Source organism: Novosphingobium mathurense (assembly GCF_900168325.1).
Lineage (GTDB): Bacteria > Pseudomonadota > Alphaproteobacteria > Sphingomonadales > Sphingomonadaceae > Novosphingobium > Novosphingobium mathurense.
Genome location: NZ_FVZE01000019.1, coordinates 1 through 26,859, shown reverse-complemented (window position 1 = coordinate 26,859; position 26,859 = coordinate 1). Strand labels below are relative to the sequence as shown.

The 26,859-nt window shown below is 64.7% G+C and carries 18 protein-coding genes; 2 read left to right on the top strand and 16 right to left on the bottom strand.

Translation table 11 applies throughout. The annotated features are described in order from the left end of the window. Positions 1-227: 227 nt before the first annotated feature. Positions 228-2,699, top strand: a complete 2,472-nt coding sequence (locus B5483_RS22090) for a PhoX family protein (RefSeq protein WP_079732057.1) — start codon at positions 228-230, stop codon at positions 2,697-2,699. 84 nt (positions 2,700-2,783) lie between these two features. On the opposite strand, the gene B5483_RS22085 is transcribed toward B5483_RS22090, so the two are convergent. The 7 genes from B5483_RS22085 to B5483_RS22055 all read right to left on the bottom strand — a co-directional run bounded on the left by B5483_RS22085 (position 2,784) and on the right by B5483_RS22055 (position 16,519). Then, positions 2,784-4,811: a M3 family metallopeptidase gene (locus B5483_RS22085; protein WP_079732054.1), complete on the bottom strand. Its 2,028-nt coding sequence runs from the start codon at positions 4,809-4,811 to the stop codon at positions 2,784-2,786. A gap of 113 nt (positions 4,812-4,924) precedes the next feature. Then, the gene (gene mdoH, locus B5483_RS22080) at positions 4,925-6,757 is read right to left on the bottom strand and encodes a glucans biosynthesis glucosyltransferase MdoH (protein WP_054945896.1); all 1,833 of its coding nucleotides are present in this window, start codon (positions 6,755-6,757) and stop codon (positions 4,925-4,927) included. Next, entirely contained in the window at positions 6,754-8,202 is a 1,449-nt protein-coding gene (locus tag B5483_RS22075) for an OpgD/OpgG family glucan biosynthesis protein (protein WP_079732056.1), read from the bottom strand. Before B5483_RS22075 ends, mdoH begins: the two co-directional genes overlap by 4 nt. A 185-nt stretch (positions 8,203-8,387) precedes the next feature. Next, the gene (locus B5483_RS22070) at positions 8,388-9,569 is read right to left on the bottom strand and encodes an efflux RND transporter periplasmic adaptor subunit (RefSeq protein ID WP_054945895.1); all 1,182 of its coding nucleotides are present in this window, start codon (positions 9,567-9,569) and stop codon (positions 8,388-8,390) included. After that, positions 9,562-10,806 carry a TolC family protein gene (locus tag B5483_RS22065; RefSeq protein WP_231634614.1) on the bottom strand — a complete coding sequence of 415 codons (1,245 nt, stop codon included), beginning with the start codon at positions 10,804-10,806 and terminating at the stop codon, positions 9,562-9,564. Before B5483_RS22065 ends, B5483_RS22070 begins: the two co-directional genes overlap by 8 nt. A 550-nt stretch (positions 10,807-11,356) precedes the next feature. Then, positions 11,357-13,984 (bottom strand): TonB-dependent receptor, encoded by a 2,628-nt coding sequence (locus B5483_RS22060; RefSeq protein ID WP_054945894.1) that lies wholly within the window; start codon positions 13,982-13,984, stop codon positions 11,357-11,359. Between the two features lie 21 nt (positions 13,985-14,005). Further along, a complete protein-coding gene (locus B5483_RS22055; RefSeq protein WP_079732053.1) occupies positions 14,006-16,519 on the bottom strand; it encodes a glycoside hydrolase family 3 protein in 2,514 nt (837 codons plus the stop codon). 144 nt (positions 16,520-16,663) lie between these two features. Here B5483_RS22055 and B5483_RS22050 point away from each other — a divergent pair, with 144 nt between their 5' ends. Beyond that, positions 16,664-17,698 carry a LacI family DNA-binding transcriptional regulator gene (locus tag B5483_RS22050; RefSeq protein WP_079732052.1) on the top strand — a complete coding sequence of 345 codons (1,035 nt, stop codon included), beginning with the start codon at positions 16,664-16,666 and terminating at the stop codon, positions 17,696-17,698. Positions 17,699-17,723: 25 nt separating this feature from the next. Here the strand turns inward: B5483_RS22050 and B5483_RS22045 are convergent, their stop codons facing one another. From B5483_RS22045 to B5483_RS23800, 9 genes are all read right to left on the bottom strand, one after another. Further along, positions 17,724-18,923, bottom strand: a complete 1,200-nt coding sequence (locus tag B5483_RS22045) for a glycoside hydrolase family 6 protein (protein WP_281251270.1) — start codon at positions 18,921-18,923, stop codon at positions 17,724-17,726. Positions 18,924-19,085: 162 nt separating this feature from the next. Then, on the bottom strand, positions 19,086-20,525 hold the full coding sequence (locus B5483_RS22040) for a CehA/McbA family metallohydrolase domain-containing protein (protein WP_079732051.1): 1,440 nt from the start codon (positions 20,523-20,525) through the stop codon (positions 19,086-19,088). 95 nt (positions 20,526-20,620) lie between these two features. After that, positions 20,621-23,497: a TonB-dependent receptor gene (locus B5483_RS22035; RefSeq protein WP_079732050.1), complete on the bottom strand. Its 2,877-nt coding sequence runs from the start codon at positions 23,495-23,497 to the stop codon at positions 20,621-20,623. Between the two features lie 134 nt (positions 23,498-23,631). Continuing rightward, the gene (locus tag B5483_RS22030) at positions 23,632-24,675 is read right to left on the bottom strand and encodes a FecR family protein (RefSeq protein WP_079732049.1); all 1,044 of its coding nucleotides are present in this window, start codon (positions 24,673-24,675) and stop codon (positions 23,632-23,634) included. Continuing rightward, positions 24,669-25,181 carry an RNA polymerase sigma factor gene (locus B5483_RS22025; protein WP_054945889.1) on the bottom strand — a complete coding sequence of 171 codons (513 nt, stop codon included), beginning with the start codon at positions 25,179-25,181 and terminating at the stop codon, positions 24,669-24,671. Before B5483_RS22025 ends, B5483_RS22030 begins: the two co-directional genes overlap by 7 nt. Positions 25,182-25,451: 270 nt before the next feature. Further along, on the bottom strand, positions 25,452-25,865 hold the full coding sequence (locus tag B5483_RS22020; protein ID WP_079732048.1) for a TadE/TadG family type IV pilus assembly protein: 414 nt from the start codon (positions 25,863-25,865) through the stop codon (positions 25,452-25,454). Continuing rightward, positions 25,865-26,371: a TadE/TadG family type IV pilus assembly protein gene (locus B5483_RS22015; RefSeq protein WP_079732047.1), complete on the bottom strand. Its 507-nt coding sequence runs from the start codon at positions 26,369-26,371 to the stop codon at positions 25,865-25,867. Before B5483_RS22015 ends, B5483_RS22020 begins: the two co-directional genes overlap by 1 nt. Next, on the bottom strand, positions 26,371-26,739 hold the full coding sequence (locus B5483_RS22010) for a hypothetical protein (RefSeq protein ID WP_176168169.1): 369 nt from the start codon (positions 26,737-26,739) through the stop codon (positions 26,371-26,373). Before B5483_RS22010 ends, B5483_RS22015 begins: the two co-directional genes overlap by 1 nt. Before the next feature lie 39 nt (positions 26,740-26,778). After that, positions 26,779-26,844 carry an SEC-C metal-binding domain-containing protein gene (locus B5483_RS23800; RefSeq protein ID WP_425435062.1) on the bottom strand — a complete coding sequence of 22 codons (66 nt, stop codon included), beginning with the start codon at positions 26,842-26,844 and terminating at the stop codon, positions 26,779-26,781. Positions 26,845-26,859: the final 15 nt, after the last annotated feature.

Below are 26,859 nucleotides of genomic sequence, written 5' to 3'. Positions count from 1 at the left end.
AAAACCGTGTGTTCCGCCGCGGTGAGAGGCCCTCTAAGTCCCACCCACGATTCGGTCAAACCCTTTTTTCAAAAAAGTTTCATGAAACCCCGATCCGCCAGCCGGTGGATCGCTTCCGCTTTCCCAAAAGTGTCATTGCGCCGTCGCCGGGCTGTCGCGGAACTGGATATGGGGTGTCACAATCGGACCATAGGAAACCGGCTTCGATCAACAACATCGGGGCAACCATGACCGACCTGCTTCCTCCCACCCCTTATTCGGATGGCGATGTCGACACCAACGACAGCCTCACCCCGTCGCTCGAGAGCCTTGCGGCCGAGCGCTTCTCGCGGCGCCAGGCAATCTTCGGCGGCGCCAAGGCTTCGAGCCTGGCTTTCTTCGGGACGGCCGTGCTCGCCGCCTGCAGTTCGGATGACGGCAACGGCGAGGGCCCGGTGGTCAGCGCCGGCGACAACGCGGCGACAAGCGCAGGACGCATCGTGACGCTCACGGGCAGCGCCACCGGGATCAAGGGGCTGAAGTCTTCCGGCTGGTCCCAGACCAGTGGACCGAACGTCGAAATCATGGGCAGCGGCAACGAAGTGACGTTCATCGCTCCCGCCGTGGAAGCTGCAACCGATCTCGTCTTCACCTATCGGGCAACCAACATCTTCGGTGTCAGCAAGACTGCCTCGACCACGGTGCGCGTCTCACCGGCGGTCCTCGGCTTTGCCGCTGTTGCCAAGAACCTGAACGACATCGTGACGGTGCCGGAAGGCTATTCGGTCACGGTGATGACGCGCCTGGGCGACCCGCTGGCCGCTGGCGTTTCGGCCTATGCCAACGACGGGTCGGACGACAACTTCGCCCAGCGCATCGGCGACCACGGCGACGCCCTGCACTTCTTCGGCCTCAATGCAGCCGGATCGCGCGACGACAGCAGCTCGATCCGCGGCCTCATGGTCCAGAACCACGAAAACCTGAACGTGCAGTACCTGCACCCGAACGGCCCGACCACCAATGGCGACGGTTCGCGCCCGGCGGCAGAAGCCAGAAAGGAAATCGAGGCGCACGGCGTCAGCGTTTCCGAGTACAAGGACTCCGGCAACCTTACCTGGAGCTACGTCCAGAACAGCAGCTTCAACCGCCGCATTACGCCCAACACGCCGATGAGCCTGCACGGACCCGCTGCCGGTTCGGCCATGCTGGTCACCAAGTACGCCAAGGACGGCAAGTCCGGTCGCGGCACGATCAACAACTGCGCCAACGGCATCAGCGGTTGGGCGACCAATCTGACCTGCGAAGAGAACTGGGCCTTCTACTTCCGCCGCGACGCCAGTGACGCCACTGCCCGCACGGCCCGCGAACTGACTGCGCTTTCGCGCTACGGCGTGACCAGCACCAGTGGAAACTTCTCATGGTCGAAGGCGACCCCGAGCGACGACATGTTCGCAAAGTGGAACGCGACGATCCTGGGCGCGAGCGCCGCCGACGACTATCGCAACGAACCGAACCAGTATGGCTGGGTCGTCGAGATCGATCCCTACAATCCGGCTTCCACGCCGCGCAAGCGTACCGCGCTCGGTCGTTTCGGCCATGAAGGGGCCTTCGTGCAGATCGCCGCTGGCCAACCCGTCGGCGTCTACATGGGCGACGATTCGCGCCGCGAGTACCTCTACAAGTATGTCTCGAACGCCAACTGGGATGCGGCCGACGCCAATGCCGCCGACCGCCTCGCCGTGGGCGACAAGTACCTCGACAACGGTACGCTCTATGTCGCGCGCTTCAACGCGGACGGTACCGGTGAATGGCTACCGCTGGTCTTCAAACAGGTTCCCAACCGTCCGGCCAAGGGTTCGACGCCCGAGTACGTCTTCGCCGACCAGGCCGACATCCTGATCAACACCCGCCTTGCCGCGGACGCGCTGGGCGCCACGCCGATGGACCGCCCGGAATGGACTGCCGGCAATCCGGTGACCGGCGAGATCTACCTTACCCTCACCAACAACAATGCTTCGAATCGTCCGCTGAACGGCACCGATGCGGCCAACCCGCGCCACTACGGCGATCCGAAGCTTTCGGGATCGACCGGCTACGGCAGCCCCAACGGCCACATCATCCGCCTGCGCGAAAAGGCGAACACGACCGCGGCGACCGCGTTCACCTGGGACATCTATCTCTTCGGTGCGGACTCGACCGATGCCGACCCGGTCAACGTCAACATCTCGGGCCTGACCAACGACAACGACTTCTCGAGCCCGGACGGCCTGTACTTTTCGCGCAAGACCAATCCGGCAGGACAGGTGAAGCCGGTCATGTGGATCCAGACCGATGACGGCGCGATGACCGACCGCACCAACTGCATGATGCTTGCAGCGATGCCGGGAACCGTCGGAGACGGCGGTGCGAAGACGATTACCAACAAGGCTTCGGGCGGATCGACCGCGCAGCAGGCCACGATCGTCGGCACGGCGGCAAGCGCCGCCAACTTGCGTCGCTTCCTGACCGGCCCGGTCGAATGCGAGATCACCGGCATCGACATGACCCCGGACGGCCGCACGCTCTTCGTCGGCATCCAGCATCCGGGCGAGGACGGCACCCCCGCCGCCCCGACCAGCCACTGGCCCGACAGCCAGGCCGGTTCGGCCGCCGCCACGGTGCGCCCGCGCTCGGCGGTGATCGCCATCACCAAGAACGATGGCGGCGTGATCGCCCTGTAAGAGTTACCCTCAAGACTGCAGGACTGACGGACTGCGGACTTCTATCGGGAGGGGGCGCAAGATGCGCCTCCTCCCTTTTTTTGCTCAGGCAGCGAGCAGACCCTTCTGGCGCAGGAGCGCATCGGGCGCGGGCGCGCGGCCGCGGAAGGCTTCGAAGTTCTCCAGCGCGGGGCGGCTACCCCCGGTGGCAAGAACTTCACGCCGGAACTGCGCGCCGGCCTCGGCAGGCTTCCCGACCTCGGAGAACTGCTCGTAGGCGTCCGCCGAAAGCAGCTCCGCCCACAAGTAGCTGTAGTAACCCGAGGCATAGCCCCCGGCGAAAACGTGCTGGAAGGCATGACCGAAGCGGTGCCATTCCGGCGGAATCACCAGGGCCGCGCGCTTGCGGGCCGCATCGAGCGAACGCGCCACGGTATCCGCAGCGGGCTGCGTCTCGCGATGCATCCACAGGTCGAACAGCGCAAATTCGAGCTGGCGGGCGAGCTTGAGCGCGCTCTGGAACTGGCGGGCACCCAGCATGCGGTCGATCAGGGCATCGTCGAGCGGTGCCCCGGTATCGACATGCCGCGAGATGCGGCGCAGCACAGCCGGCTCCCAGGCGAAGTTCTCCATCAGCTGGCTTGGCAGTTCGACCGCGTCCCATTCGACCCCATGCACGCCCCCCAACGAGGGCACGTCGATCTCGTTGAGCAGGTGATGCAGCACGTGGCCCATCTCGTGGAACAGGGTCACGACATCGCTATGCGTGAGCAGCGAGGGCTTGCCCTTTTCCGCCGCGGCGAAGTTGCAGGTAAGGAAGGCGATGGGATTCTGTCGCTCGCCGGCGCGGCGCAGCAGCGGGCGGAAGCCGTTCATCCAGGCGCCGCCGCTTTTGCCCGGACGGGCGAAGTAATCGCAGTACAGGCCAGCGACCGGCACGCCCTTGTCAGTGAACTCGAGGTATTCGACGCTTTCGTTCCAGCTGTCGATGCCCGAGACGACGCGGCCCTCGATGCCGAAAGTCTCGGAGACGAGTTCGAGCAGGCCGTCGACCACGCGGTCGAGCGGGAAGAACCGCCGGATTTCCCCTTCGTCGAGATCGTGGCGTGCCTTGCGCAGCTTTTCGCTGGCCCAGCCCACGTCCCAGGGCTGGAGATCTTCGATCCCGAGTTCCTTGGCGAACGCGGCGAGCTCAGCCAGCTCCTGCGCGCCATTGGGCTTGCAACGATCGGCGAGGTCCGTGAGAAAATGCTCCACCTCCTGCGCGCTCTCGGCCATCTTGAGCGCCAGCGAACAGGCGACGTAGTCGGGAAAGCCCAGCAGCTTCGCGTGCTCCTGCCGCAATTCGAGCAGCTGCAGCATGGTTTCGCTGTTGTCGAATTTCCCGGCGTCGGGCCCCTGATCGGAAGCGCGGGTGTTGAAGGCGCGGTAGATTTCGGCACGCAAATCGCGGTCGTCGGCATGGGTCAGGACGGCAAGGACGGCAGGCGCATCCAGCGTGACCAGCCAGCCGCTCTTGCCCTGCGCCGCCGCGGCGCCCGCGAGGATCGAGCGTTCGACTTCGGGCAACCCCACCAGTTCGGCCTCGGTCAGTTCGCGGGTCCAGCTGCGGGTCGCATCCATCACCGCATCGCGAAAGGCGCTGGACAGGCGGCTCTGCTCGACGCCGATCTCGGCGAAGCGCCGACGGGCCTCGCCTTCCAGCGCCACGCCCGCCAGCTCGAACTTGCGCAGGGCGATGTCCACGGCACGGCGACCGGCATCGTCAGGCGCGGATTCGCGCACCGCAGGGGCGGCAATCGCGCGGTAGAGTTCGGCATCCTGCCCCAGGGCCATGGCATAGCTGACGACTACCGGCTCCGCCTTGGCATGGGCTTCGCGCAATTCTGGCGTCTCGGCCACCATCTTGAGATGGGATACGATGCCCCAGACATGGTCGAGCGCGGCATCGGCCAGTTCGCGCGCCATGAACACGTTCTGGAAATCGGGCAAAGGTTCGGCCTTGATCGCTTCCATTGCCGCCGTGTGATCGGCAATCGCCTGCTCTACCGCGGGTCCGACCTGCTCTGGGCGAACTTGCGAGAAGCGCGGCAGTTCGGCGGTTGGCAGCAGGGGATTGGCAGGATCGGGCATTGCAATGAGCTCCTTCGCCGTCGCGGCGAGCAGGTGTGTCGGGATCGGCCCGGTGCAGAACGCGCGGGGCCGTGCCCTGCCTAGATGTGCAGACTTGCCCGCAGTTGCAACGGTCAGGAGTTCGCCGAGCCGATCCCGGGCAGGTCAGCCCCCGGCGCGTCGGCCGGATCGTCCGGCGCCTGTTCCTCGGGGAGCGCGATCTCGCACTCCGGCACGCGGAAGTAGCCGCGGTCCAGCGCCTGCGTGCCGAGCCGCTCGCTGGACGTGAGGCTGACGAGCCAGGGAGAGGCCAGTAGCCCCACAGTCAGCGGCGAAAGCCACAGCGCCGTCATCGGATCGATGAAGGCAGTTGCGGCGAAAAGGAGGCCCAGGCCGATATGCTCGCGCAAGTCCAGGATCACCTCGCGCACCTGGATGCGGCGCGCCTCGCGGACCTGCGTCGTCCAGCCCGAGGGAATGCCGAGCAGCAGGCCGAGCACCGCCTTGGTCTGCGTCACCATCGTTACCGGCGCCATCAGGATAGCCAGCGGCACTTCGAGCGCCACCGACTTGAGGATGCCGCCGACCCCGCCGAACGCCTTGCGCCGTCCGGCATCGGCCAGCATCCAGATCGTGCCCATCAGCTTGGGGCCGAAAAGCAGGAGCACCGTCAGCCACAGTACGCTGGGCGGTGCAACGCCCACAAAGCCGTCACTCCCGCGCGAGGCTGCCTGGGCGATGGCGGTGAGGATCAGCAGGAACCAGCCCGGCGAAGTGAGATAGGCCGATGCACCGATCAACAGGTGCAGGCGGCTCGCCCAGTTGAGACCGGAGGCGTCAAGCAGACGCAGGTGCTGCAGGTTGCCCTGCATCCAGCGCCGGTCGCGAATGGCGTGATCGACGACGGTCGGCGGGAATTCCTCATAGCTGCCGCCGATCATGACCATGTGCACGGCCCAGCCGCGGCGGCGCAAGAGCGCCGATTCCACCATGTCGTGGCTGAGGATATGGCCGCCGAAGGGAGGCTTTCCGGGCAACTCGGGCAGGCCGCAACTCTCGGCGAAGGCGCGGGTGCGCACGATCGCGTTATGGCCCCAGAAGTTCGCTTCCGATCCCGACCACCAGAGCAGGCCAGCCGACGAAATCGGCCCATAGGCCTCGCTGGCGAACTGCATCCAGCGCTGGAACAGGGTGCGGGCATTGATGATCATCGGCACTGTCTGGAGCAGGCCGATCGAGGGCCGCTCCTCCATGATCGCGGCCATGCCGACGATGGCATCGCCGCTCATCAGCGAATCTGCGTCGAGGATCAGCATGTTCTCGTAGGCCGCGCCGAAACGCTCGACCCATTCCGCGATATTGCCGGGTTTGCGCGCGATGTTCTTCTCGCGCCTGCGGTAGTAGACCTTGATCTTCGCCTCGGCCGCCACCTCGCGCCAGACGGCCAACTCGCGCTTGCCGTGCAACTCGTTCGAATCGCTCAGCACGAAGAAGTCGATCCACTCGCCGCCGCCGGCCTCGTGAATCGACTGGGCCATGGCCCGCACTCGCCCGAAGGTCGCCTCGACGCTTTCATTGTAGACCGGCATCAGCACGGCGGTGCGATGGCGCAGCGAGGACGCAGGGCTGGGGATCGCGGTGAAGCCGGGATGCTCACCGCTGATAAGCTTGAGAAAGCCGAACGCCGAACTGACGAAGCCGAAAGCGATCCAGCAGAACAGCGGCACGAAGAACAGCAGCAGCACGATCTCGAACGGATCGAGACCATCGCGCGAGAAGGTGAAGCGCAGCTCGCTCGATGCGGCGAGGCCGATGACGCCGGTCAGCGCGATCAGGAGCAGGCGCTTGACGACCAGCCCATGCGGACGGGTCTCGACCTCGATCGAGCCGGGAGGATTGCCGTGCAGCCGCTGGACCGGCATTTCCAGCGGCGCTTCCTCGGGAAGCTCGCGCAAGGATGACGTCATGACTTCAGCACCTTTATCACAGTCTCGCTGAGCGCGGCATCGCCGCGCTTGAGGTAGAGCCGGAATTCCTTCTGCGCGATCGCGCCGGGGCGCACGTCCAGCATCGCCCGCCAGCGGTTCTCCTGACCGACGACGGGGTAGGCATGGGCGGAAATCAGCGCCTCAGCAGGCAGGTTGGTCGCCGCCTCCACGCCGCTGGAGCGATCCAGCCCGGCCAGACCGGGTCCGGCGAAATCGAACACGAACTTGCGCCCGTCTTCAATTGCGGCAGCCCCGGGAATCCCCGCCGGCCCTTCGAACAGGTCAACGCACCGCGCGGCAGCCTCGGCACTGGGATCGTCGGAAGTCCACGTCAGGCGATAGGCCACATCGCGGCGGCCGCCCGCCATCGCCGGTTCGTCCCCGCACCAGAACATCGCGATATTGTCGAGCGTCTCGGCGTCGGTCGGCATCTCGTAGAGCATGACCGCGCCCGCGCCCCAGTCGCCCCGGGGTTCAACCCATAGCGAGGGACGGCGGTCGTAGAACACGCCGTCATCCTGATAATGGTCGAAGTTCTGGTCGCGCTGGATCAGGCCAAAGCCCCGGCAGCCGTCGGCACGAAAGGAACTGAGCGTGGCGCCTTGCGGATTCTCCAGCGGTCGCCAGACCCGTTCGCCATTGCCGGACCGGATCGCCAGCCCGTCCGAATCGTGGATCTCCGGACGCCAGTCGCCGCGCGGGCCGGACTGGTCGTACCAGAACATGCTGGAGGCCGGAGCGATGCCGAGCTGCCTGATGTCGCGGCGGAAGAACAGCGAGGCCGTCACGTCCTGGACGACGCCCCGATCCCCCGTCATGCAATCGAAGAGATAGGCGCCGGAGAGGCTGGGACCATCGAGCAGGGCATGGATCCGCAGCCGCGTCTCACCGAGCTGCTCGATCCAGAACTCGCGGAATGAAGGAAATTCCTCGCCGGTCGGCAGGCCCGTGTCGATGGCGATGCCGCGGGCAGACAACCCATACTGGTCGCGCGAACCCGAGGAGCGGAAATAGGACGCGCCGAGATAGGCGAGCCAGTCGGAACGGCCGTCGGCATCCATGACCCGGAAGCCCGCCGCATCGGCATCCTTGCCCCCGCGAAACAGGCGAGAGGTATCGACGATCTCCCGCGCCATGCCCGATTCGACGATGTGCATGGTAACGGCATAGGGCGCGATCGCCTTGCTCGCCGGGAACAGGCGGACATGCCCGGCAATCGCCTCCGCCTCGCCGTAAGTCAGCTTGACCATCTCGTCGTAGTCGGAAACCGCAGTGCCTGAGACCGGCGGGGTGACATAAGGCCTGGCCGCCAGCGCGCGGGCACGCGCCGCCAGCGCCTCGTGCGAAAAAGGCCGCGCCGGCCCGAGCCTGCTGCGCGCCGCCAGCGCGCCCGCAGGCAGCAGTGCCGTTCCGAAGAGAGTCATGAAAAGGCCGGCCGCACCGCGACGGGTCAGCGAAAAGCCTTCTGTGGGCACATGATGAGGTGCTCGGGCACCGGACTGGTCAGACAGGGCACTCAACCTTCGCTGTTATCGAAAGCTCGGGCAGCAATACGCGCAGGACGGCTCCTTGTTTCGCATCGGACCACCGGGGCCACCGAATCGGCCGGTCACCGGGGACTGCCATCCTGCGCAGGAGCATCGCGCCAGCCGGTGATGACCTGCATGCCGGGCTCCACCCCCTTTGCAAATATCTCCGTGCGCCGGCCATCGCTGCCGCCGGTGGTCACGTAGACACGGCGCGGTTCACCGTCATCGCTCAGGAGATAGATGCGGTCCCGATCGCGACCAACCGAGCCTTCTGGCGCGAATTCGAGGGCGGAATTGGGCACCAGCAACACGTCGCTGCGTTCGGGAAGCTGGATTTCCAGCGATGCCGCAGTTCCGGGCGTGACCCGATTCCCGGGCTGTTCGAGAACGAAGACCGCCCTGCGCCCACCGGCATCGGCATCGATCCGCTCCAGCGTCGCGGAAAGCTCTTCCTCGGGGTTGTCCTCCAGCCGCACGCTTGCCCTGGCGCCCGGGCGCAGCTGCGAAACTTCATTGCCGGCGACCGGGACCGTGATCGTGAGACGCTCCAGTCCGGAAGTCAGCGCGAACAGCGGCACGCCTTCACGCACGCGGCGACCCGGCTCGACATATCGTGCAACCACCCAGCCATCGATCGGCGCGCGCACGACGGCGGCCTTCAGTTCGCCGGTGCCTTCCTTCACCCGCAAGCGCGCCGCGTCCAGCCGGGCACGCGCCGCGGCTTCCTCCTGCCGCGCCCGGCTTGCATCGGCCCGCGCCGATTCCAGTTCGTTGAGCGAGGGAACGCGCTTGTTCGACCGTCGCCACACGCTTTCGAAGCGGGCGAGCCGCGATGCGGTTTCCTGCACCGAAACCTGCGCCGCATCGAGCGAGGCCTGCGCCGCCGCAACATCGGCCTTGGCGATCTCCAGCGACTGCCGGACCGGATCGGCATCGATCCGCGCAAGGACCTGACCGAAGCCGACCTTGCCCTTGGCCGGTCCGGGCACGGCAGCGACGACGCCGTCCAGCCGCGCCTTGACCGTGATGTTCTTCTGCCCCCGGATCGTCCCGCTCTCGGCCAGCAGGGGAACGAAATCCCCCACCTCGACCGGTGCGGAATAATAGGGGCTGTCCGTCCCGGTAAGGAACCGCACCAGCAGCACGGCCACGGCAATCGCCGCCAGCGTCAGGAAAACGAGGCTGAGAAGGTGCCGCCGGGCGCGCTTCGGGGTGGCGCCCAGGAAGATATCGAGCGGGGAATGATGCGCGTTGTCACTCACAGACCGTCACCTCGGGCAGAACACCCACGCCCGGGGCGGGCGCGGCAAGGTCCGCCTCGCTCCAGCCGCGGCCCTGCGCCGTCCACAAGCGGATCGAGGCGGTGGCGAGATCCGCCCGCGCCCTGATCCGCGCTTCCTCGACGGCGAGCGCCGCCGCTTCCGCCACGTAAACCGTGGAGAAGTCGCCGGTTCCCGAGCGATAGGCGAGGCGCGCATCCTTCGCCGTCATCCGGGCACTGCGCCCGCTTTTTTCCAGCTTTGCCTGCCGCGCCGCCGCCGCCGCAACCGCCTCGCGGTCGCGGGTCATCCCGGCAAAGGCATCCCTTTGCGCTTCGCGATACTTGGCGACCGCCAGCGCGGCGGGCGAATCCGCGGGCGCCGTCTCGGTATCGCCGGAGAGTACGGCGTCGAGGTCCTCCTGCGTGACCTTCTGGCGCGTCATGTCCGCGATCAGGCTGTTCTCCAGCGCCAGCAGGTCGGCCCGGTGCGCCACCGAAAGGCGCGTCGTGCCGGCAACGTTCGCGGCGATATCGGGAACCTGCCCTTCATCGCCGAGCGCGGTCGCCAGCCCTTCAAGCTCCATGCCGGTCAGCCGCGCCAGTTCGCGCTTGGCCGCTTCCAGTCTTTCGCGCGAGGCATCGAGATCGCTTTGGGTGACCGAGACCAGCGAACCGGCGAGCCCGGTATCGAGCCCCGGTGCCAGTCCCGCCTCGCGGCGAAATCCCGCGATCTCTGCGTTATCGTTGAACTGCGCGAGCATTTTTGCACGCAGGTCGAACACTTCCTGCAGGCGCCGAACCTCGAAATAGGCGACGGCAATGTCGGCCGCGACATGGGCGCGGCGATCGGCATAGCGATAGGCGCGGGCCTGGCTGGCCGCTTCGTCGGCATTCTTCGCGCTGGCATTGAACAGGCGCTGGATACGCGATCCCAACTTGCGCGCTGCCGCATCGGCCTGAAGTTCCCTGGCCTGCAGACTGAGACTGTCGCAGACAAGCGATGGATTGGCCTTCAGGCCGCGTTCGACAAGATCGGCCAGAACCGGATCGCCCGCGGTCTGCCACCACAGCGGCTGCCACGCCCCGTCTGCCGCCGCCGCAGCCTCGCTTCCCGCCTCGGCTGCGCTGGCCTCCGGTTGCAACCCACCCAGTTCTGCCTGGGTCGCGGTGCATCCCGCCAGCAGCAGCGCCAACGTCGTGGCCGCAAGGGTGGAACGGTATGAAGGGAGGTCCGACACGGAATTTCGCATAGCAGCTAAACCGCGAGAGGCAATTGCAACAAGGGGGAGATGACCGCGCCTCGACAACGGCTCGCATCACCCCGCAGATGCATGGAACCGGCTGAAACGATTGGGAAACGAGGCGAGCCGCAGATCGATTGCGGCTGCAAACCGCGCAAGACGCGTTAGCTCACGCCAGTTGGACGCCCCCCGTGCCCTTGGCGATGTCGCTCAATCGCGATCCGCCAGACGCATCTCGAGATGGTTGGCCAGCGCATCCAGCCATCGGTCATGCGCATCCTCGGCAGGTCCGCCCGACCGTCAGACGCCGTTCATCGGCGAGATCGCGTCGCTGCGAGAGCGCAGGGGTAGGCGGACCGGCCGCACGACCGACCTGCGCCCGGCAGACCTTGTCCATGACGCGAATCTTGGTCCATGACGCGAATCGTGCGCCCGAAAATTCCATCAGGCCCGCCTGCCCTACCGGCGAGATACAGCGTGGCCCGTTATCCGGGAAACACAGCCGCCTGCAGCACCTTGCGGCGGTACAGGCGGCTGCCGTCTCGGTTTAGAAGTCGATCCGCGCACGCAGGCCATAGCTGCGCGCATCGTTGAGGAAGCGGATGTTGAGCGCCGAGCCAACCAGCGACTTCTGAGACACTTCCTTGTCGAAGAGGTTGCTGGCCCATGCCTCGAGGCGCAGGTTGTCGATAGTCAGGCCCGCGCCGAGGTTCACCGTCGCAAAGCCCTTCTGGCGGTCGGGGAAACCCGCCTCCAGCGCGTTCTGGCGGGTTCCGTCCAGGAAAACGATCTCGGTTTCGTTGAACTGGCTGAGGAAATACGACGAACGGTAATTGACCAGGGCCTGCCAGTCGAAGCGGGCCGCCCCGATGTCGAACCACTGCGACAGGCGTGCGGAGACGTTCATCTTCGATGCCAGCGGCAGGCGATTGCCGACCAGGCTGATCAACGGCGAGTTGCCGCCCGCGCTGTTGTCCAAAGCGCGCACGTCGGCAACGACGCCCTTGGTGATCTTGGTGTTGAGATAGGCAGCGTTCACGTCGACACCGAAGTGGGCCGGCAGCTTGAACCGCAACTCGGCTTCCGCACCGTAGATGCGCGAAGCGCCGATGTTGCGGTTGACCAGCGAGTACCCGTTGCAGACCGCGGGTGTCTGGCTCGTGTCGAGGTTGATGCAGGTCAGGTCCTGGAAGACCTGGTTCGAGTAATCGTAGTAGAAGCCGGTCAGGTTGAAGACCGCCCTGCGTCCGAGGAAATCGAAGCTGTTGCGGCTGCCTACTTCATAAACGATCAGCTTTTCCGGGCTGTAGGTCTCGGGGATGAGCGACCCGTTGAAGCTGTCGTTGAACCCACCCGACTTGTGTCCGGTCGATACCTTGGCATAGACCATGTTGTCATCGCTGAGGTCGTATTCGACTCCCAAACGCCAGTCGACGAAGTTGAACTTCGAGCTGCCCACCTGCTGGCCGGGAATGGTCAGGTTGGCATAGCTGAAGCCCCCGTTGCGATCCGAAGGGTTGTTCGTGGGGCAGTTGACGAAACCATTGTCGATATCCGGACGGTCGATGCAGGTGCCGTTCGGGTTGGTGCCGTCGGCGATAGCGCCGATCTGGGCGATCAGCGTGTCACGCAGACCCGGGGTCTTGGTACCCTCGATCAGGAACTGCGCCATGCCCTGGTTCGACGTGATGCCGCTGACGTCGAAGTTGGGACGATCGAGCAGCGCGGGGCGGAAGCCCTCGGTGCCGATCCGCGTCGCAAAACAGCAGGCATAGTCCTCGCCGCCGAGCGTTAGCGCCCAATTGCCGCCGATGCCGTAGCGCGACTTCTTCTCCTTGGTGTAGCGAAGGCCGCCGATGACGCGCAGGCGATCGGTCAGGTCGTATGTGCCGTCACCGTAGAACGCATAGCTTTCGCCGTTCACGTCAGGCATCACGAACTCGGTTGCCGAGTAACAGCAGTAACCGCGATCCGAGAGCGCGAGGTAGCCCACCGCCTGATCTTCCTTGAAGTAGAACCCGCCGACATTCCAGCGCAGGCGCTGGTCGTCATTGGCGAAGAGCCGCATTTCGTAAACCTGGCTCTTCGACTTGGTCTGCCAGAAGTTTCCGGAAAAGTTGTCGTACTGGACCGCCGAGAGATCGCGGCCCGGATAGTTGATGCCGTCGCTCGAAGCATTGACCTGGTAGAAGTCGACCGAGCGATAGCTGCCGGTCAGCTCGGCGCTGAAGGTTCCGAAATCATAATTGATCTTGCCCTGAACGCCCCATAGCTCGTTCGACATGTCGCCCTGGAGACCGCGATAGACAACGTCCTTGAGGTCCAGATCTTCCGGACGCAGGCCGGTTGCAACCACCGCGCTGTAGATGTTCGCTCCGGGATAGCCGGTGCCCGTTTCCTTGCCGTAGTCGCCGACGAACGAGAGGCTGAGCTTGTCGGTCGGCTCCCAGAGCATCGACAGGCGACCTGCGTAGTTTTCTTCGAGACCGGCGGGCTTGAGGCCGCGTGCCGGCTCTCCGGTCGAAGCGTTCTTGAAGCCGTAATCGCGTTTGACGTAGTAGCCCGCCGCGCGCAGCGCGAAGGTGTCGCCCACCGGAATGTTGATCGCGCCTTCCGCGGCATTGGAAGAGCGGTTGCCGGCTTCGGCCTGCAGATAGCCGCTGAACTGGCCGAGACGCGGCTTCGCGGTGATGATGTTGAGCGTTCCGGCCAGCGCATTGCGACCGTAGAGCGTGCCCTGCGGTCCCTTGTTCACTTCGACGCGGTCAAGGTCGTAGAACATCAGGCCCAGGCCGCGCGGGCGCGGAATGTAGGTCCCGTTGAGGTGCGGTGCTGCCCCCGGATCACCCAGTTCCGTGTTGTTGGCCGAGCCGACGCCGCGGATGAAAATCTCGACATTGCCTTCCTGGTTGGCAATGCTGAGGCCCGGAACCGCGACCTGCAGCTGGCGCAGTTCGGAAATGCCGTCCTGGCGAAGCTGTTCGGAACCGAGCGCCTGCACGACGCCCGAGACATCCTGCAGGTTCTCCGCACGGCGGTTTGTCGTCACGATGATCGCTTCGCTGTCGTCGCTCACCGTGTCTGTGCTCGCGCGCTCCTGCGCATGGGCCGGAAAGGCCGCCACCGACGATAGCAATGCGAGCAGCGCGGAGCGCCGGAAATTACGCCGAGTCATTTCATCCTCCCTGTCTGGATTTCATTTACAAGCAAGTTGCGGGCCCGACGGCGCGAGGATGCGCGCCGAGGACAATGTCATGTCGAGACGGCCGGCCGTCGTGATCGATAGCGGTTTGTCGACGCGGCTCATGTCCACGCCGGCCTTTTCGAAGCAGCGCAGCGGAATCGCCAGGCGGGTCCATTTCTGCGTGACCGCAGCCTGCACGAGCATGTTGCCGATCGGGAAACCTCCGAGGCAGTTGTCACCGCAGGTCATGAGCAGGCTGACATCGGCAGTCGGCGCGGAATTGACCTTGAATTCCAGTTCGAGGGCAAGTTCGCCGTTGGCCTCGCGCGACAGATCCACCGGCTCATCCTGTACGATGGCGGCAATGGCCTTGCCTGCGCCCGTCCAGTTCAGACGAACCGAGTCCTCCTGCGCCGTGCGGTCGACCGCACGCGCTTCGATGAGCGACGGCCCCGGGTTCGTCGACAGTGCCCCCGGTGCACCGAGCAGCAACCGACGACCGTTCCCGGGCCGCCCCGCGGCGAAGAGGATTCCGGGATCGGCAACCGCAGCGCTTGCACGCTGTTCGGGCAATCGAGGCAGTTCGCCACTGTCGCCGAACCTCAGTCCGAAACCATAGGGAAAGAGCGGATCATAGTCCTTGTCGCCGAAGTTGACCGCCGTCTGGTCGCTCGACTTCGGCCAGCTGTAAGGCAACTTGCCGTGGAAGTCGGACTTGCCGAACAGGACATCTGCCACGCCGCCGCCTTCGGAACCGGGCAGCCAGGCAGCGACGAATGCATCCGCGGCATTGAGGAACGGATTGACCCACATGGCGCGCCCGGAGAGGAACACCGCGACCGTGGGGACGCCCTTGGCCTTGAGCGAACGCAGGAGCGCCAGGTTCTGCGCATCGTCGAAGGCGACATCGGGCCGGTCGCCCTGGAACTCGGCATAGGGATCTTCACCGAAGACAACGATGGCGACATCGGGCTTTTGCGAATAGCTGCCGTCCACCGACAGGGTCGCCTTTCCGCCCGCGGCCTCGACCGCCTCGTCGATCCCCTCCCAGATGGTCCGGGCATTGGGGAAATCGGCACGCTTGGTGCCGGTGCCCTGCCAGCTCAGCGTCCAGCCGCCGGCCTGCTTGGCCATGTTGTCGGCGCCATCGCCCGCCACCAGCACGTTGGCCGAAGCCTTGAGCGGCAGCACGCGACCGGCATTCTTGAGCAGGACGAGGGACTCGCGCACCGCCTGGCGTGCAACCGCCCGGTGTTCCTTGCTTCCGAGCAATTCGAAGCGCCCGCCGTAAGGCCGGGACGAGGGCTTGCCTGCCTCGAACAGACCGGCACGGATCTTGACGCGCAGGATGCGGCGCACGGCATCGTCGAGGCGCGCCAGCGGCAGCGTGCCGTCCTTCGCATGCGCGAGCGTCGTTCGGTAGAGGTCCTTCCAGCTGTCCGGGGCCATGTACATGTCGAGTCCGGCATCCACGGCCTGGGGGCAGTCGGTGGTCGTGCAGCCCTTGACCTGACCGTGCCCGTTCCAGTCACCGACCAGGAAACCGTCGAAGTTCCAGCGATCCTTGATGAGATCGGTCATCATTGAGCGGTTGCCGTGCATCTTGGTGCCGTTCCAGCTCGAGAAGCTGACCATGATCGATTGCACGCCCGCATTCAGCGCCGGGATGTAGGGCGGGCTGAACAGGTCGCGCAGGCGCGCCTCGGACATCTGGGTATCGCCCTGGTCCTTGCCGCCACTGGTGCCGCCATCGCCCAGAAAGTGCTTGGCTGTGGCGACGATGTGCGGTCCGCGAAGCCAGTCCTTGTCGCCCAGCTTGCCCTGCAAGCCTTCGATCAGCGGCGCGGCATAGCTGGCGCCGATTTCGGGAGTCTCGCCGAAGCCTTCGTAAGTGCGGCCCCAGCGGTCATCCCGCACGACGGCAAGCGTTGGTGCGAAGGTCCAGTCGAGACCCGTCACGCGCATCTCTATCGCCGTCGCCTCGCCGATGCGGCGGATCAGCTCCGGATCGCGCGTCGCCCCAAGGCCGATGTTGTGAGGAAACAGCGTGGCGCCAACGATGTTGTTGTGACCGTGGACGGCATCGCTGCCCCAGATGATCGGGATGCGGGGGAGTTTGCCGCTCGGCTTCATCGACGCGGCATAAAACGCATCCGCCGCCTCCAGCCATTTCTCGGCCGGTGTGTTGTAATGACCATCCGGCGTAGTGTTGCCGCCGTTGAGCACCGAACCGAGGTGGTAGCGATGGACATCTTCCGGCGTCACGCTGCCGACGTCGGCCTGGATAATCTGCCCGACCTTCTGCTCCAGCGACATGGCCGCGATCAGCTTGTCGATGCGGGTTTCGACCGAGGGATCAAGTGGAACTGTCGCCTTGCGGGCCGGCCACTCCTGCGGGTGCGCCTGACCGACGCCCACTTCCGCCACGGCCGCCTGCGCCGCCGCGAGATCCGCGAAGCAAGCGGAGGCCATGGCCACCAGCGACGTCGTACCAAGCGCCAGTGCGGCGCTGCCTGGCAGTTTCATTTCCTCTCCCACCTTACAAGATTGTCAACGTTTACCGACGAGACGGTCAACGATTACTGTCGATTGTCGACAGAAGTCAATAGACCCGCTAAGAAGGTTTCGCGCGTGGGGACAGCGATCCGGGAAATTGACCTAAATTGCTGATTGGAGAACACAATTTCGAAGAGACCAACGATCGTCGATATTGCGCGGGTCGCTGGCGTCACACCCAAGACCGTTTCTCGCGCGCTCAACGATGCCCCTCACGTCAGCGAGAAAGTCCGCCAGAAGGTCAAGGAGGCCGCGGCGGCGCTCGACTATCATCCCAACATCGCTGCGCAGAGCCTGATCGCACGGCGTTCCTATCTCATCGGCCTGACTTATGAGCGGCCTAGCCCCAGTTATGTCGTCGAGCTGCAGAACGGTGCGCTCAGCCGCCTCGAAGCCGGGCGCTACCGGCTCGTCGTACTGCCTTTCAGTCAGGTAACGAGCCGGCAGGAGGAACTTGGCAAGCTGCTCCTGCGCGCCGGTCTCGACGGAGTGCTGCTTGCGCCTCCGGCCTGCGACCAGCCTCTGCTGCTCGACATGCTCGACCGCCAGAAGTTGCCCTATGCGCGCATCACCCCGCACAGCGAGCTCGATCGCGGGCTCGTCGTCACGATGGACGAAGTGGCGGCGGGCGAGGCAGTCGCGGCGCATCTCCTGACCCTTGGCCACAGACGCGTGGCGATCATTCTGGGCGACCCCTCCCACGCCGCAAGCATCGGACGCATGGACGGCTATCGCCGCGCCTTCGAAAAGGCAGGCATTGCCATCGATCAGGACCTCGTCGTCACCGGCGACTTCACTTTCGATGTCGGCTACCGGGTTGCGCTGGAGTTGCTGCGTCGCACGCCCCGGCCCACCGCGATCCTCGCGCAGAACGACGATATGGCTGTCGCCGCGATGGCCGCAGCGCGCGAACTGGGACTTGCGGTTCCGCAGGATGTGTCCGTCGCCGGGTTCGACAACTCCGAAGTTTCGCGCACTGCATGGCCGCAGTTGACCACGGTGAACCAGCCCGTACGCGAGATGGCGTGGGACGCAGCCGACCGGCTCATCGCCGCGCTCGACGGCGAAAGCGAACCACAGGAACCTCGCCGCCGCGATCATGCGCACGAACTTCTCGTCCGCGCCTCTACCGTTCCGCCACCGGCCTGATGCCCATGGCAGACGATCCGAAAGACTACTTCGCAACCAGCGGAGGGTCTGCATTTTCGACGAGTTCGCGCGCCTGGGCTGCGAACCACGAACCGGCAGGCGGCGCGATCACGCCTCGCTCGGGGTCGGCTGGGCCGCCATGCCCGCGATGACATTGGCCATCCGATTCACCGGGAATCTTGATCCAGAGATAGGCGTCGACATAAGCCTCTTCGCTCTCGAGCGTCGGCCGACGCCCCAATCCACGCCCCGGCGGATTGCACCAGACCTCCGCGTCCGCGTACTTGCCAGTCGGCGGTGACCAGCCGCCACGCCCGTTGCGGCTGGAATCGATCACCGCGCGCTTCTGAACTCCCGGATCGCGTGCGACTCCCAATTGCCCGAACAGTTGGTTGTAGGCCGCGTCGGTCCTTGCGACCGAGGCCCCGAACCCGGCCTCATCAACACCCTTGTCGTGCGCGGGGCATTGGCGCGGCTCCAGCCCGCCCCGGTTCACCAGCGCGATGCAATCGCTGACCCACCGCGCGTAAGGCACGAGGCGCGCATCGCTCTCGTAATTCGAAACATTGAGGAAGAAACCATCTGCCCTTGCCACATCGGCACGGATCAGGCGGCTTGCGGCTTCCGCGGGCGTCAGCCAGCCGCTTCCGGTACCGTCGAGGTAGAGGCCGACATTCGGCAGCTCGGAAAGTGTCAGAACCGCGTCTCGCAAGAGTTCGAAACGCGTATCGGCGGCGCGTTCGTCGAGGCCTTCAGGGCGACAGTTCTCAAGCTCTTCCGAAAGCGTGCGATGCCAGGGAATGACGCCCAGCCCGTCAGGTTCGAGAATGACGATTGCCTCACGATCCCCGATCCCTTTCGCAAATCCGCGAATCCAGGCGCGATAGGCAGCGCCGTCCTTCGCGCCCCCGGCAGAATAGAGCGCGCAGTCGCGGTAGGGAATATTGTAGGCCACGAGCACCGGTACTTCGCGCCGGGCAACTGCACGGTCGACCAGGGCACGAACCTTGCGCTCGACCCTTTCGGGCGTGCCATCGGTGAACCATGATGCCGAAGGAATGCCTGCCATCGCCAAGGCGTCGCGGCGTGCCTGCCCTGCCAGGCGCTCCGCGATCCTGGCTGTCGTGCTTTTCGGATCGACGAAAAGTCTGCGCCCCTCCGCTTCGTTAGCCCGCGCGCACAAGGGGGACGCGCATAACAAAAGCGCCAGCAGCAATCGGATCACAAGCTTCAGGTCCCTCCGTTAAACGGCAGGATTATCAAATTGATATCCGACAGGGAAGAATGAGAGGATTACAATCTTGAACGGCAGAACCGAATGCCCCTCAAGAGGGGCTGCGCCAGCTGCCGCGACTATTGCGCCGCCGCCTGCCGAGACGGCGAAACCTCAGTCGCGGGTCAGGAAAATCGGGTTGCTGTAGAACCACAAGTCAGCCCCGGGATCTTCGCCGGGGACATCGACGTCCGGTTCGCCCTGCTTGGTATTGGTTCCGCGCAGACGCAGGTAGATTTCCCCGTCGAAGTCGGGAATCCGGTACTGCAGCGTGACCTTGTCGCTCTTGCCGCTAGCCCTCGGTATCGGGAACTGCCGCGCAACGTGGGTATCGATTCCACCCGATGCGCCCACCGAGCCGACGATGACATCGACATGATCGAGCGCGGCATCCACCGCCATCCCCGGCTTGCCCGCTGCCCCCGTAAGCTCGATCGTCAGCAACGTGGGCCCCTTCGCGGGTAGGGCAAGTGTCGAGCCCAGTTCGACCGGCCTTCCGGCCACTGCAAGCGAAACCCCCGTCACCAGATTGCCGGTACTCACGAAGACGCGGCCTTTGCGCAAACCGTCGAGGATGTCAGCCGGTTCGCGGCGCGAATGAACCCAGGTCTTGGCATATTCGCCCGGCCAGAAATCGGCGCCGCCTTCGCTGTGGTGGCCATGCGAATCCGACCCCGCCGTGATCCACCAATGCCGCCCTTCGGACAGCATTGCGTCCCATGCCCCGCCCAGCGTCGCGGTCATCTGGTCGAAGCCGCCCATCGTGGGGTAGCCGCCGTACAGGCCGCGAGAGCCATGGGCGGCGTCCCTGCCTTTCGCCGGCATTGCGGCCTGATGACCCGGAATGCCTTCCATGCCGACTGCGACGTGGGGGGCTACATCCATCCATCGGCGGAATTCTTCGGGATCATGAAGCCCCCACAGGCCCGGGCCAGTGGCGGTACGTGAAGGATGGTTGGCGAGCAGGACCGGCCGGGGCGTCAGCCCCTCCAGCATGCGCAGCGCCTCCAGCATCCTGGGCTTCGAATCGCGCGCCGGATCGGTCGGCCAGGCGTCGCGCTCGGCATAGCCGGCCTCGATCCGGCGCAGGTTCTCGCGCTCGGAAGGATCGCGCGGCATGATAAGCGTTGCATGCTCTCCGCCGGGTGTGTCGAACTCCAGCCCGTAAAATACGATGAGGTCGGGGACCGCCTTGCGCACATCCTCGATCACCGGCCAGGCAACGCGATAGTTCAGTTCGGAATGGTGCGGGCCACCGTGATCCGTCGCGACCATCCAGTCGAGACCGAAGCGGCGGGCCATCTGCGCGTTCTGCAAACCGGTGTGACGGCTGTCCCCGCCCAGAACCGGCTTTGGCGCGGCCTCGGGATGCGCCGGATCGGGCTGCCAGCCCGCGCTGAATTCAGAATGGACGTGATGATCCCCCGCCAGCCACTCACGCGGGCCGTCCTCGCGACTTGCTTGCCCGCCCCCCCCTAGCTGCCCGCTTGCGGCGGTGGCGAGGAAGAAGGTGACCAGGGCAAGCGACTGCCTGCCGATGATGGATTTGCGCATGAGTGTTCTGTTCGCCTGTCTGCGAATCCCAATAGTGCGAGCCCCCGACCCTCTCCCTTTCGGGGAAGGACCAGGGGCCCACAGGCATCGGAAGATCAGAGACTTACGCGTGCAGAGAGGCGCACGGTGCGGCCGTAGTCGGTGTAACCGGCGAGCCAGTTGTTATCGACGTAGTCCAGCTGCTTCGCGTTCAGGATGTTGATGCCCTGCAGCGAGATCTGCGCATAGTCGGTAACCCGCAGGCTGAGGCTGCCGTCAACGCTGCCGAATGCCTTGGAATTCTGCGACAGGCGGTTGTTGGTGCCGACCGACTGCAGCACGTTGCCGCGCCAGCTATAGCTCAGCCACGCTTCGAACGGACCGTTCTCGTAGAAACCGGTCAGGTTGTAGCTGTGCTTGGCGATGCCGGCGAGGTCGTCCTTGATCGTGGCGCTGTAGGTCGCCTTGCTGTCGGTGACGGTGTAGTTCGCCTGCAGGCCCAGCCCGTCGAACGGGGCGGGCAGGAAGGTGAACTGGTGCTGGAAGGCCAGTTCGAGGCCCTTCACCCAAGCATCGCCGCCATTGGTCGGGGCGGTCAGCTTGTAGACGTTGCCGTCGACGGTGAAGTCGGTCACCTGATTGTACACGAAAGTGCCGATGTCCTTGTAGAAGACACTGGCGATCAGGGCGCTGCTGGGGGCGAAGTAGTATTCCACGCCCGCGTCGTACTGCCACGCCTGGAAGCGCTTGAGGTTCGGGTTACCGCCATTTGCCTCGAAGATCAGGCCCGACGAATTCAGCGTCAGACGCGGTGCGAGGTCGGCCAGCGACGGGCGCGTGATGACGCGGGCCGCCGCAAAGCGCAGGATCAGGTTCCGCGCCGGCTCCACCACGAGGTTGGCCGAAGGCAGGAAGTCGTCGTAAGTGGTGACGAAGCTGACGGGCACCGCTTCGGTGCCGGTTTCGGCATGGCCCGAGGAGGTCTGGCGGGTATGCGCATAACGCATGCCGATGTTACCCCGGAAAGGCGTGGAGCCCAGCAGCGAGTCGAAGTTGGCCATACCGTACGCCGAGGTGATTTCCTCGTCGATCTGGTAGGAGTTGCGCTTGTCGGCGCGGGTCGGCTCGGTACTGGCGATGGCACTCGTGTCCGACTCGTTCCAGAACGGATCGGGGCGCGGCTGTACCCACGAGGTCGGCAGGCTGCCCTTCATGCTCGAAAGAAAGTCGTTGAACGGGAACTGGTTGAAGTAGGTCCCGTCGAAGTGCTTGCCCTTGAGCGTCTCGAACTTGAGATCGCGACGGTCGTAATCGCGGCTGCGGCTGCGGTACTTGGCGCCAAGGTCGATCGACACGAACGGACCGAAATTGACCGGACGCTCGACGCTCAGGCCGTAGGCATGCTCCTTGTCGATCGACTTGAGCGGGCGCCATTCGATGCGGCGGAAGGGCAGCAGGCTGGCCTGATCGAGATTGCTGTCGAGCAGCTCGACCGATGGCATCGCGCCGGACTCGGCCTTCGGCATCGTGAGGCGAACGCGTCCGATCGGGCCGCTGAGGCGGGTACGGGTAATCGGGCCGGCCGTGTCCGAAAGTGCACGGGTGACATAGGCCTTGGGGTGGAAAGTCCAGCCACCGGCCTTGATGTCGCCGCTGAGGCCGACGAACCAGTTCTGGTGAACCATGTCGGAAATGTCGCGACCGATCTGCGAGTCCGACTTGCTGATGCCGCCGACCACGACGCCGTCCTGGATCACCGCGCTGCCCGGAACGAGCGTCTTGGGATCGAAGCCGACCGAATAGGTCAGTTCGTCATAGTAGTCGTTCAGGCGCGTGTAGAAGCCTTCGAGCGCGAGGTTGACGGCATCGCTCGGCGCAAACTGCACGGCCGCGTTAACGGCGTAGCGCTCACGGTCTTCCTGCTCGAGCGTCGGGCGCAGCGACCAGGGGTGGAGGTATTCGCCATCGCTGGTTCCATCGCCATCCAGATCCATCTTGTCGATGCCCCAGTCGATGCCGGTCAGGCGATCCTGGCGCGTCGAACGTTTCGAATAGGTCGCCGCGATGAGCGCACCGAAGGTCGCGCTGTCGTTCTTCCAGCTCGCGAGGGTCGAGAAGTTGGGATCGACGCGATCCGCCTTCTCGGCATAGCTGCCCGCGGCGCTGACCACGAACTTGCCCGATTCCAGATCGAGCGGCTTGAAGGTGCGAATGTTGACGATGCCGCCGATGGCGCCTTCCTCGAGGTTGGCCGAGGGGCTCTTCACGACGTCGACACCGGCGACGAGTTCGGCCGGAATCGTGTCGAAGCGGAACTGGCGACCGCTCTGGCCGCTGTCGCGCACGTTCTCGTTCACCGCGATCGACTGGCCGTTCAGCAGGGTTACCTGGAAGTTGGCACCGAGGCCACGGACCTTGACGAAAAGACCTTCACCGCGGTCGCGCTCGATAGTGACGCCCGGCAGGCGCTGCAGGGCTTCGGCAAGGTTCTGCGAAGGGAAGCTGGCAATGTCGACCGCCTCGATGGAGTCGACGACGTTGTTCGCCGAACGCTTGCGATCGAGCGCATCGGAAATCGAGGCCGAGTACGTGCCGGTCACGACGATTTCGGACGTGTTGTCCTCGCTCGCGCCGACAGTGGCAGCGGCGCTCACCGGGGCGACGAGCGCCACAGGCTGACGCTGCGCCGGCGCGCGCTCGAGAAAAGCGGTGCCATTGGCGTAGCGGACAACCAGCCCGCTGTTCAGCAACAGGCGGTCGAGCGCGTTCTGCGCACTGAGCTGCCCGGAAACGGCACGGGCATTGCGGCCGCGGACGAGTTCGGGACGAAAGACGATCTCAAGTCCGGTCTGGCGCGAGAGCGTCCGCAGCGCTTCGGAAAGCGGCTGGGCCGTCAACTTCACCTGATAGGTGGCCGAAGCCTGCCCCCGGTCCTGGGCCTGTGCGACGCCGGCAGTTCCCGCGAGCAGGATGCTCGAGGCAAGCAAGGACATTCGTAAAGTCTTGAACACAATTCCTCCGCAACAACAGCTAGTGCTTGTTCGACTGACAAGACAGCGCCCAGCGAAAGATCCGGACAATATTTTTTATTAAAGTTTCAGGTACTTATTGCTACACTTTTGTTACACTAATTACCATCAACCAAGTAATATGTATTGTCTTTGTATATTTTCTTGAACCCATAGGCATGTCCGAGTTTTTCTAACAGATCGTCTGGCCTATTAATGCGAAATCGACCCGAGAGTTTCAATTGTGTAAGGTCATTATCTATAACGATACGTTCGCCGCTGCGCCTCTCTACAAGCTTGGCCAGATCGCCCAGCGAAATCTGCGCCTCATCGACCCAGCCATTGCGCCAGTCGTTTTCATCGGTCGCATCGAAGTGCGTAATCGTGACATCCCGGCCAATCATGACGCGCGAGCCCCTTTTGAGCAGAAGCTTCGAGGTCTCGTCGCTGTCGGGCCGAATTTCGACCGTGCCGTCATAGACATCGACGCGGGTGTCCTCGTCCAGTTGGCTGATCAGGAAGCGCGTGCCGACCACGCGCACCCCTGCCCGCTTCGTCTGGATCAGGAAGGGACGCGATGTGTCATGGGCGACGTCGAAATGCGCGTCGCCGCGGCGCAGGGCAAAGTGGCGCTCGGTAGGCGTGAAACGCGCCTCTGCACTGGTATCCCCGCCCAGTTCGACGCGGCTGCCATCGGGAAGCTGCACCAGCAACCGCTCGCCAGGCCTGGTTTCCAGCACCATGCCCCGAGCCAGTCGGGAATCTTCGGCCGGAGCGTCAGGCGTCGGCTGGAACAGCACGCTGGCGGACGCAAGGCAAAGCGCAAGACACAAGCTGGCTGCAACGAGTTTCGGCCACGCGATTGCCGCAAGGCCCTGCTGCACCCACTCGAGCGCCGCCTTGACCGGCAAGGCGCGGCGCTGCGCAGCAAGGCGCGGCGCCGTCTTCAGCGCGGCCGTCAGCGTCTCGTCGGCGTAGAGACTGTCGGCCAGGGTGTATTCCAGCTCATGCGCCGGACTGCGTGCCAGCCATTCGCGCAGTTCAATGCGCTCCGCCTCACGGATCCGTCCGCTGTTCTCTCGCGCCACCCAGAATGCCGCTTGCGCCTGGATCTCGTCGATCCGGTCTTCGTAATGACGGAAGGCTCCGATGCGGATCACCATGGCGATACTCCCTCGAACACGTGCTTGTCCTGGTACGCGCGCAAGGATGCGAGTGCGCGCACCACGTGCTTCTCTACGGCCGCAGACGAGAGATTGAGCGCCCGCCCGATCTCTTCGTAAGACTGGTTTTCCAGACGGCGACGGACCAGAACCTCCCGCCGCAGGGGCGGCAGGGCATCGATCGCCCGCTGCAATTGGGCGAGCCTGTCGCTGTCGAGCGCAGCGCGGTCCTGGGTTGGGCGTTCGTCCACGAATTCGTCGGTGACGCCTTCGACCGTGCGGTTCTCGCGCCGCTGGTGGTTGATGAGCAGGTTTACCGCGATCTTGAACAGAAGCGCCTTGCTGTTGCGCACTTTCTCGCGACTCTGGAACTCGACGAGGCGGATGATCGCATCGTGAGCGATGTCCTCGGCCAGCATCTCGCTTCCGGACTTGCGCACGAGGAATGCGACCAGTGCCCGCCGCTCGCCGACACCGATCCCGAAAGGCAAGGTGTTTGCGGTCATGCCGAAAGACCGCCTGCGCGTGCATCTGATGACAATCCCGGAGCCCGTGGTCTGTCCCTGGTCACAATCAACTCCACACGGCGGCCCACAAGCGAAGCGGTACCCGATGCTCAGACAAGCGAGACGGGCCGAACCGGACATTCCGAATGAAGTCGTGCCGGGACCGGGGGCACCCCCGTCACCAGATTTGTTTCGCAGTCATGACGACGACGCCGCTGCGCGCGGTGAAGCACAGGTCCGCCCCTGACCGGGACGGGCATTTCCCGAAAGTCAGGTCAGTATCGGAAAACAGCCCGATCCGGTGAGTTCCTTGGGCACGATGGCGACCATGTCGCCCAGCACCGTCTCGAAGGGACGCGTGATCGTCACCGAATTGGAGTTCGCGTTGCCCTTGCAGGTCGTTCCCCCGGTGATCGCGACATCTGCAAGTTCGACGCCAACCCCCAAGGCCCTGGCGCGATCGATGGCATATTGCTTTTGCGCGGCAGCGGTGGCGCAGGCGGAATCGACCGACATGCAGCGGGCAGTGGCATGGGCGACGCGTTCCAGCGTCTGCTTGACCCAGAATGCGCGGCTGCCCTCGATAATGCCGAACAGCAGGATCACGAAGATCGGTGCAACGAGTGCGAATTCGACGATTGTCGCACCCCGGGCATTGCGCCCGATCCGGGATAACAGGCGCATCACTGGACTCTCACGGTGACGGACTGCCCACTCGACATGCCCTTGAGCAATCCGCCGGGTAACAGGATCGGCGAGAACCGGTGATTCGCCGAAAGCGTCACATAATACCCCGCGGTAGACCCCGAGGTCATCCCGGCGCCGGTACAGGTATCGCCGCAAGTCCCGGCGCGGTACGTCCCGTCGTTCTTGAGACAGGCACAGGTGCGATTGAGGTTAGTGCAGGCCCCGGCCACGCCGTTGCAGCTTGCCGTTACGCCAAGCGCGGGCATCTCGGCGAAATTGCGCACGTAGCCGGGCAATGCGCCGAAATCGACGTTCTCGCGGTCCGCGAAGGACTTGGTCGCTGCGGCCGACAGGGCCTCATTCACCCGCGAGCGCTCCATGTAGAAACTGGCGAAATCCAGCACGCCCATGATGACGAGAAAGAAGGCCGTCACCCAGATGCCGAATTCGATGGTGGCAACACCCCCCTCGTCCCGCTGTACCCCGCGCAGCAGACCGGCCATCACCGCACCAACCGGATGGAACTGGTCTTGCCGCCCGCATCGCCTGCCATCGACGGACAGGCGGATCCGGCCGCCGCACCGCCGTTCGCCGCGATCTTGCTGGCTATCAGCGTAAAGCACTGCCCATGCCCAAGGGTCGTGTTGCCGCCAGCCATCTTCACTAGCGCCTTGGGCAAATGGACGGTTCCCGCGAAGTTGTTGGCCGAACCACCAGTCCAATTGGTGTCCGCCGTCGTCAGGGAATCGATGAGCAGGTCGCCGATCTGCCCCCCGCTCACCGAATCGCCGGGCGCGACCAGCTTGGTCTTGGCTCCGCCGGCAAGGCTGAGCGTGCCACCGAGAATGAAGGTCACGTCGCTGCCGCCCATGTGTAAGCGCCGACGGAACCCGGCCTTGACGCTTGGCGTCTAGGCTGCGCAGCAGCGCTTGTACTTCTTGCCCGATCCGCAGGGGCAAGGATCGTTACGACCAATCTTGTTTGCCTGGAT

What these genes read in the sequence shown, in the direction of transcription:
- B5483_RS22090 (WP_079732057.1), top strand. Translation starts at nt 228, where the DNA reads ATGACCGACCTGCTTCCTCCCACCCCTTATTCGGATGGCGATGTCGAC.
- B5483_RS22085 (WP_079732054.1), bottom strand. Translation starts at nt 4,811, where the DNA reads ATGCCCGATCCTGCCAATCCCCTGCTGCCAACCGCCGAACTGCCGCGC.
- mdoH (WP_054945896.1), bottom strand. Translation starts at nt 6,757, where the DNA reads ATGACGTCATCCTTGCGCGAGCTTCCCGAGGAAGCGCCGCTGGAAATG.
- B5483_RS22075 (WP_079732056.1), bottom strand. Translation starts at nt 8,202, where the DNA reads ATGACTCTCTTCGGAACGGCACTGCTGCCTGCGGGCGCGCTGGCGGCG.
- B5483_RS22060 (WP_054945894.1), bottom strand. Translation starts at nt 13,984, where the DNA reads ATGACTCGGCGTAATTTCCGGCGCTCCGCGCTGCTCGCATTGCTATCG.
- B5483_RS22055 (WP_079732053.1), bottom strand. Translation starts at nt 16,519, where the DNA reads ATGAAACTGCCAGGCAGCGCCGCACTGGCGCTTGGTACGACGTCGCTG.
- B5483_RS22040 (WP_079732051.1), bottom strand. Translation starts at nt 20,525, where the DNA reads ATGCGCAAATCCATCATCGGCAGGCAGTCGCTTGCCCTGGTCACCTTC.
- B5483_RS22035 (WP_079732050.1), bottom strand. Translation starts at nt 23,497, where the DNA reads ATGTCCTTGCTTGCCTCGAGCATCCTGCTCGCGGGAACTGCCGGCGTC.
- B5483_RS22030 (WP_079732049.1), bottom strand. Translation starts at nt 24,675, where the DNA reads ATGGTGATCCGCATCGGAGCCTTCCGTCATTACGAAGACCGGATCGAC.
- B5483_RS22025 (WP_054945889.1), bottom strand. Translation starts at nt 25,181, where the DNA reads ATGACCGCAAACACCTTGCCTTTCGGGATCGGTGTCGGCGAGCGGCGG.
- B5483_RS22020 (WP_079732048.1), bottom strand. Translation starts at nt 25,865, where the DNA reads ATGCGCCTGTTATCCCGGATCGGGCGCAATGCCCGGGGTGCGACAATC.
- B5483_RS22015 (WP_079732047.1), bottom strand. Translation starts at nt 26,371, where the DNA reads ATGGCCGGTCTGCTGCGCGGGGTACAGCGGGACGAGGGGGGTGTTGCC.
- B5483_RS22010 (WP_176168169.1), bottom strand. Translation starts at nt 26,739, where the DNA reads ATGGGCGGCAGCGACGTGACCTTCATTCTCGGTGGCACGCTCAGCCTT.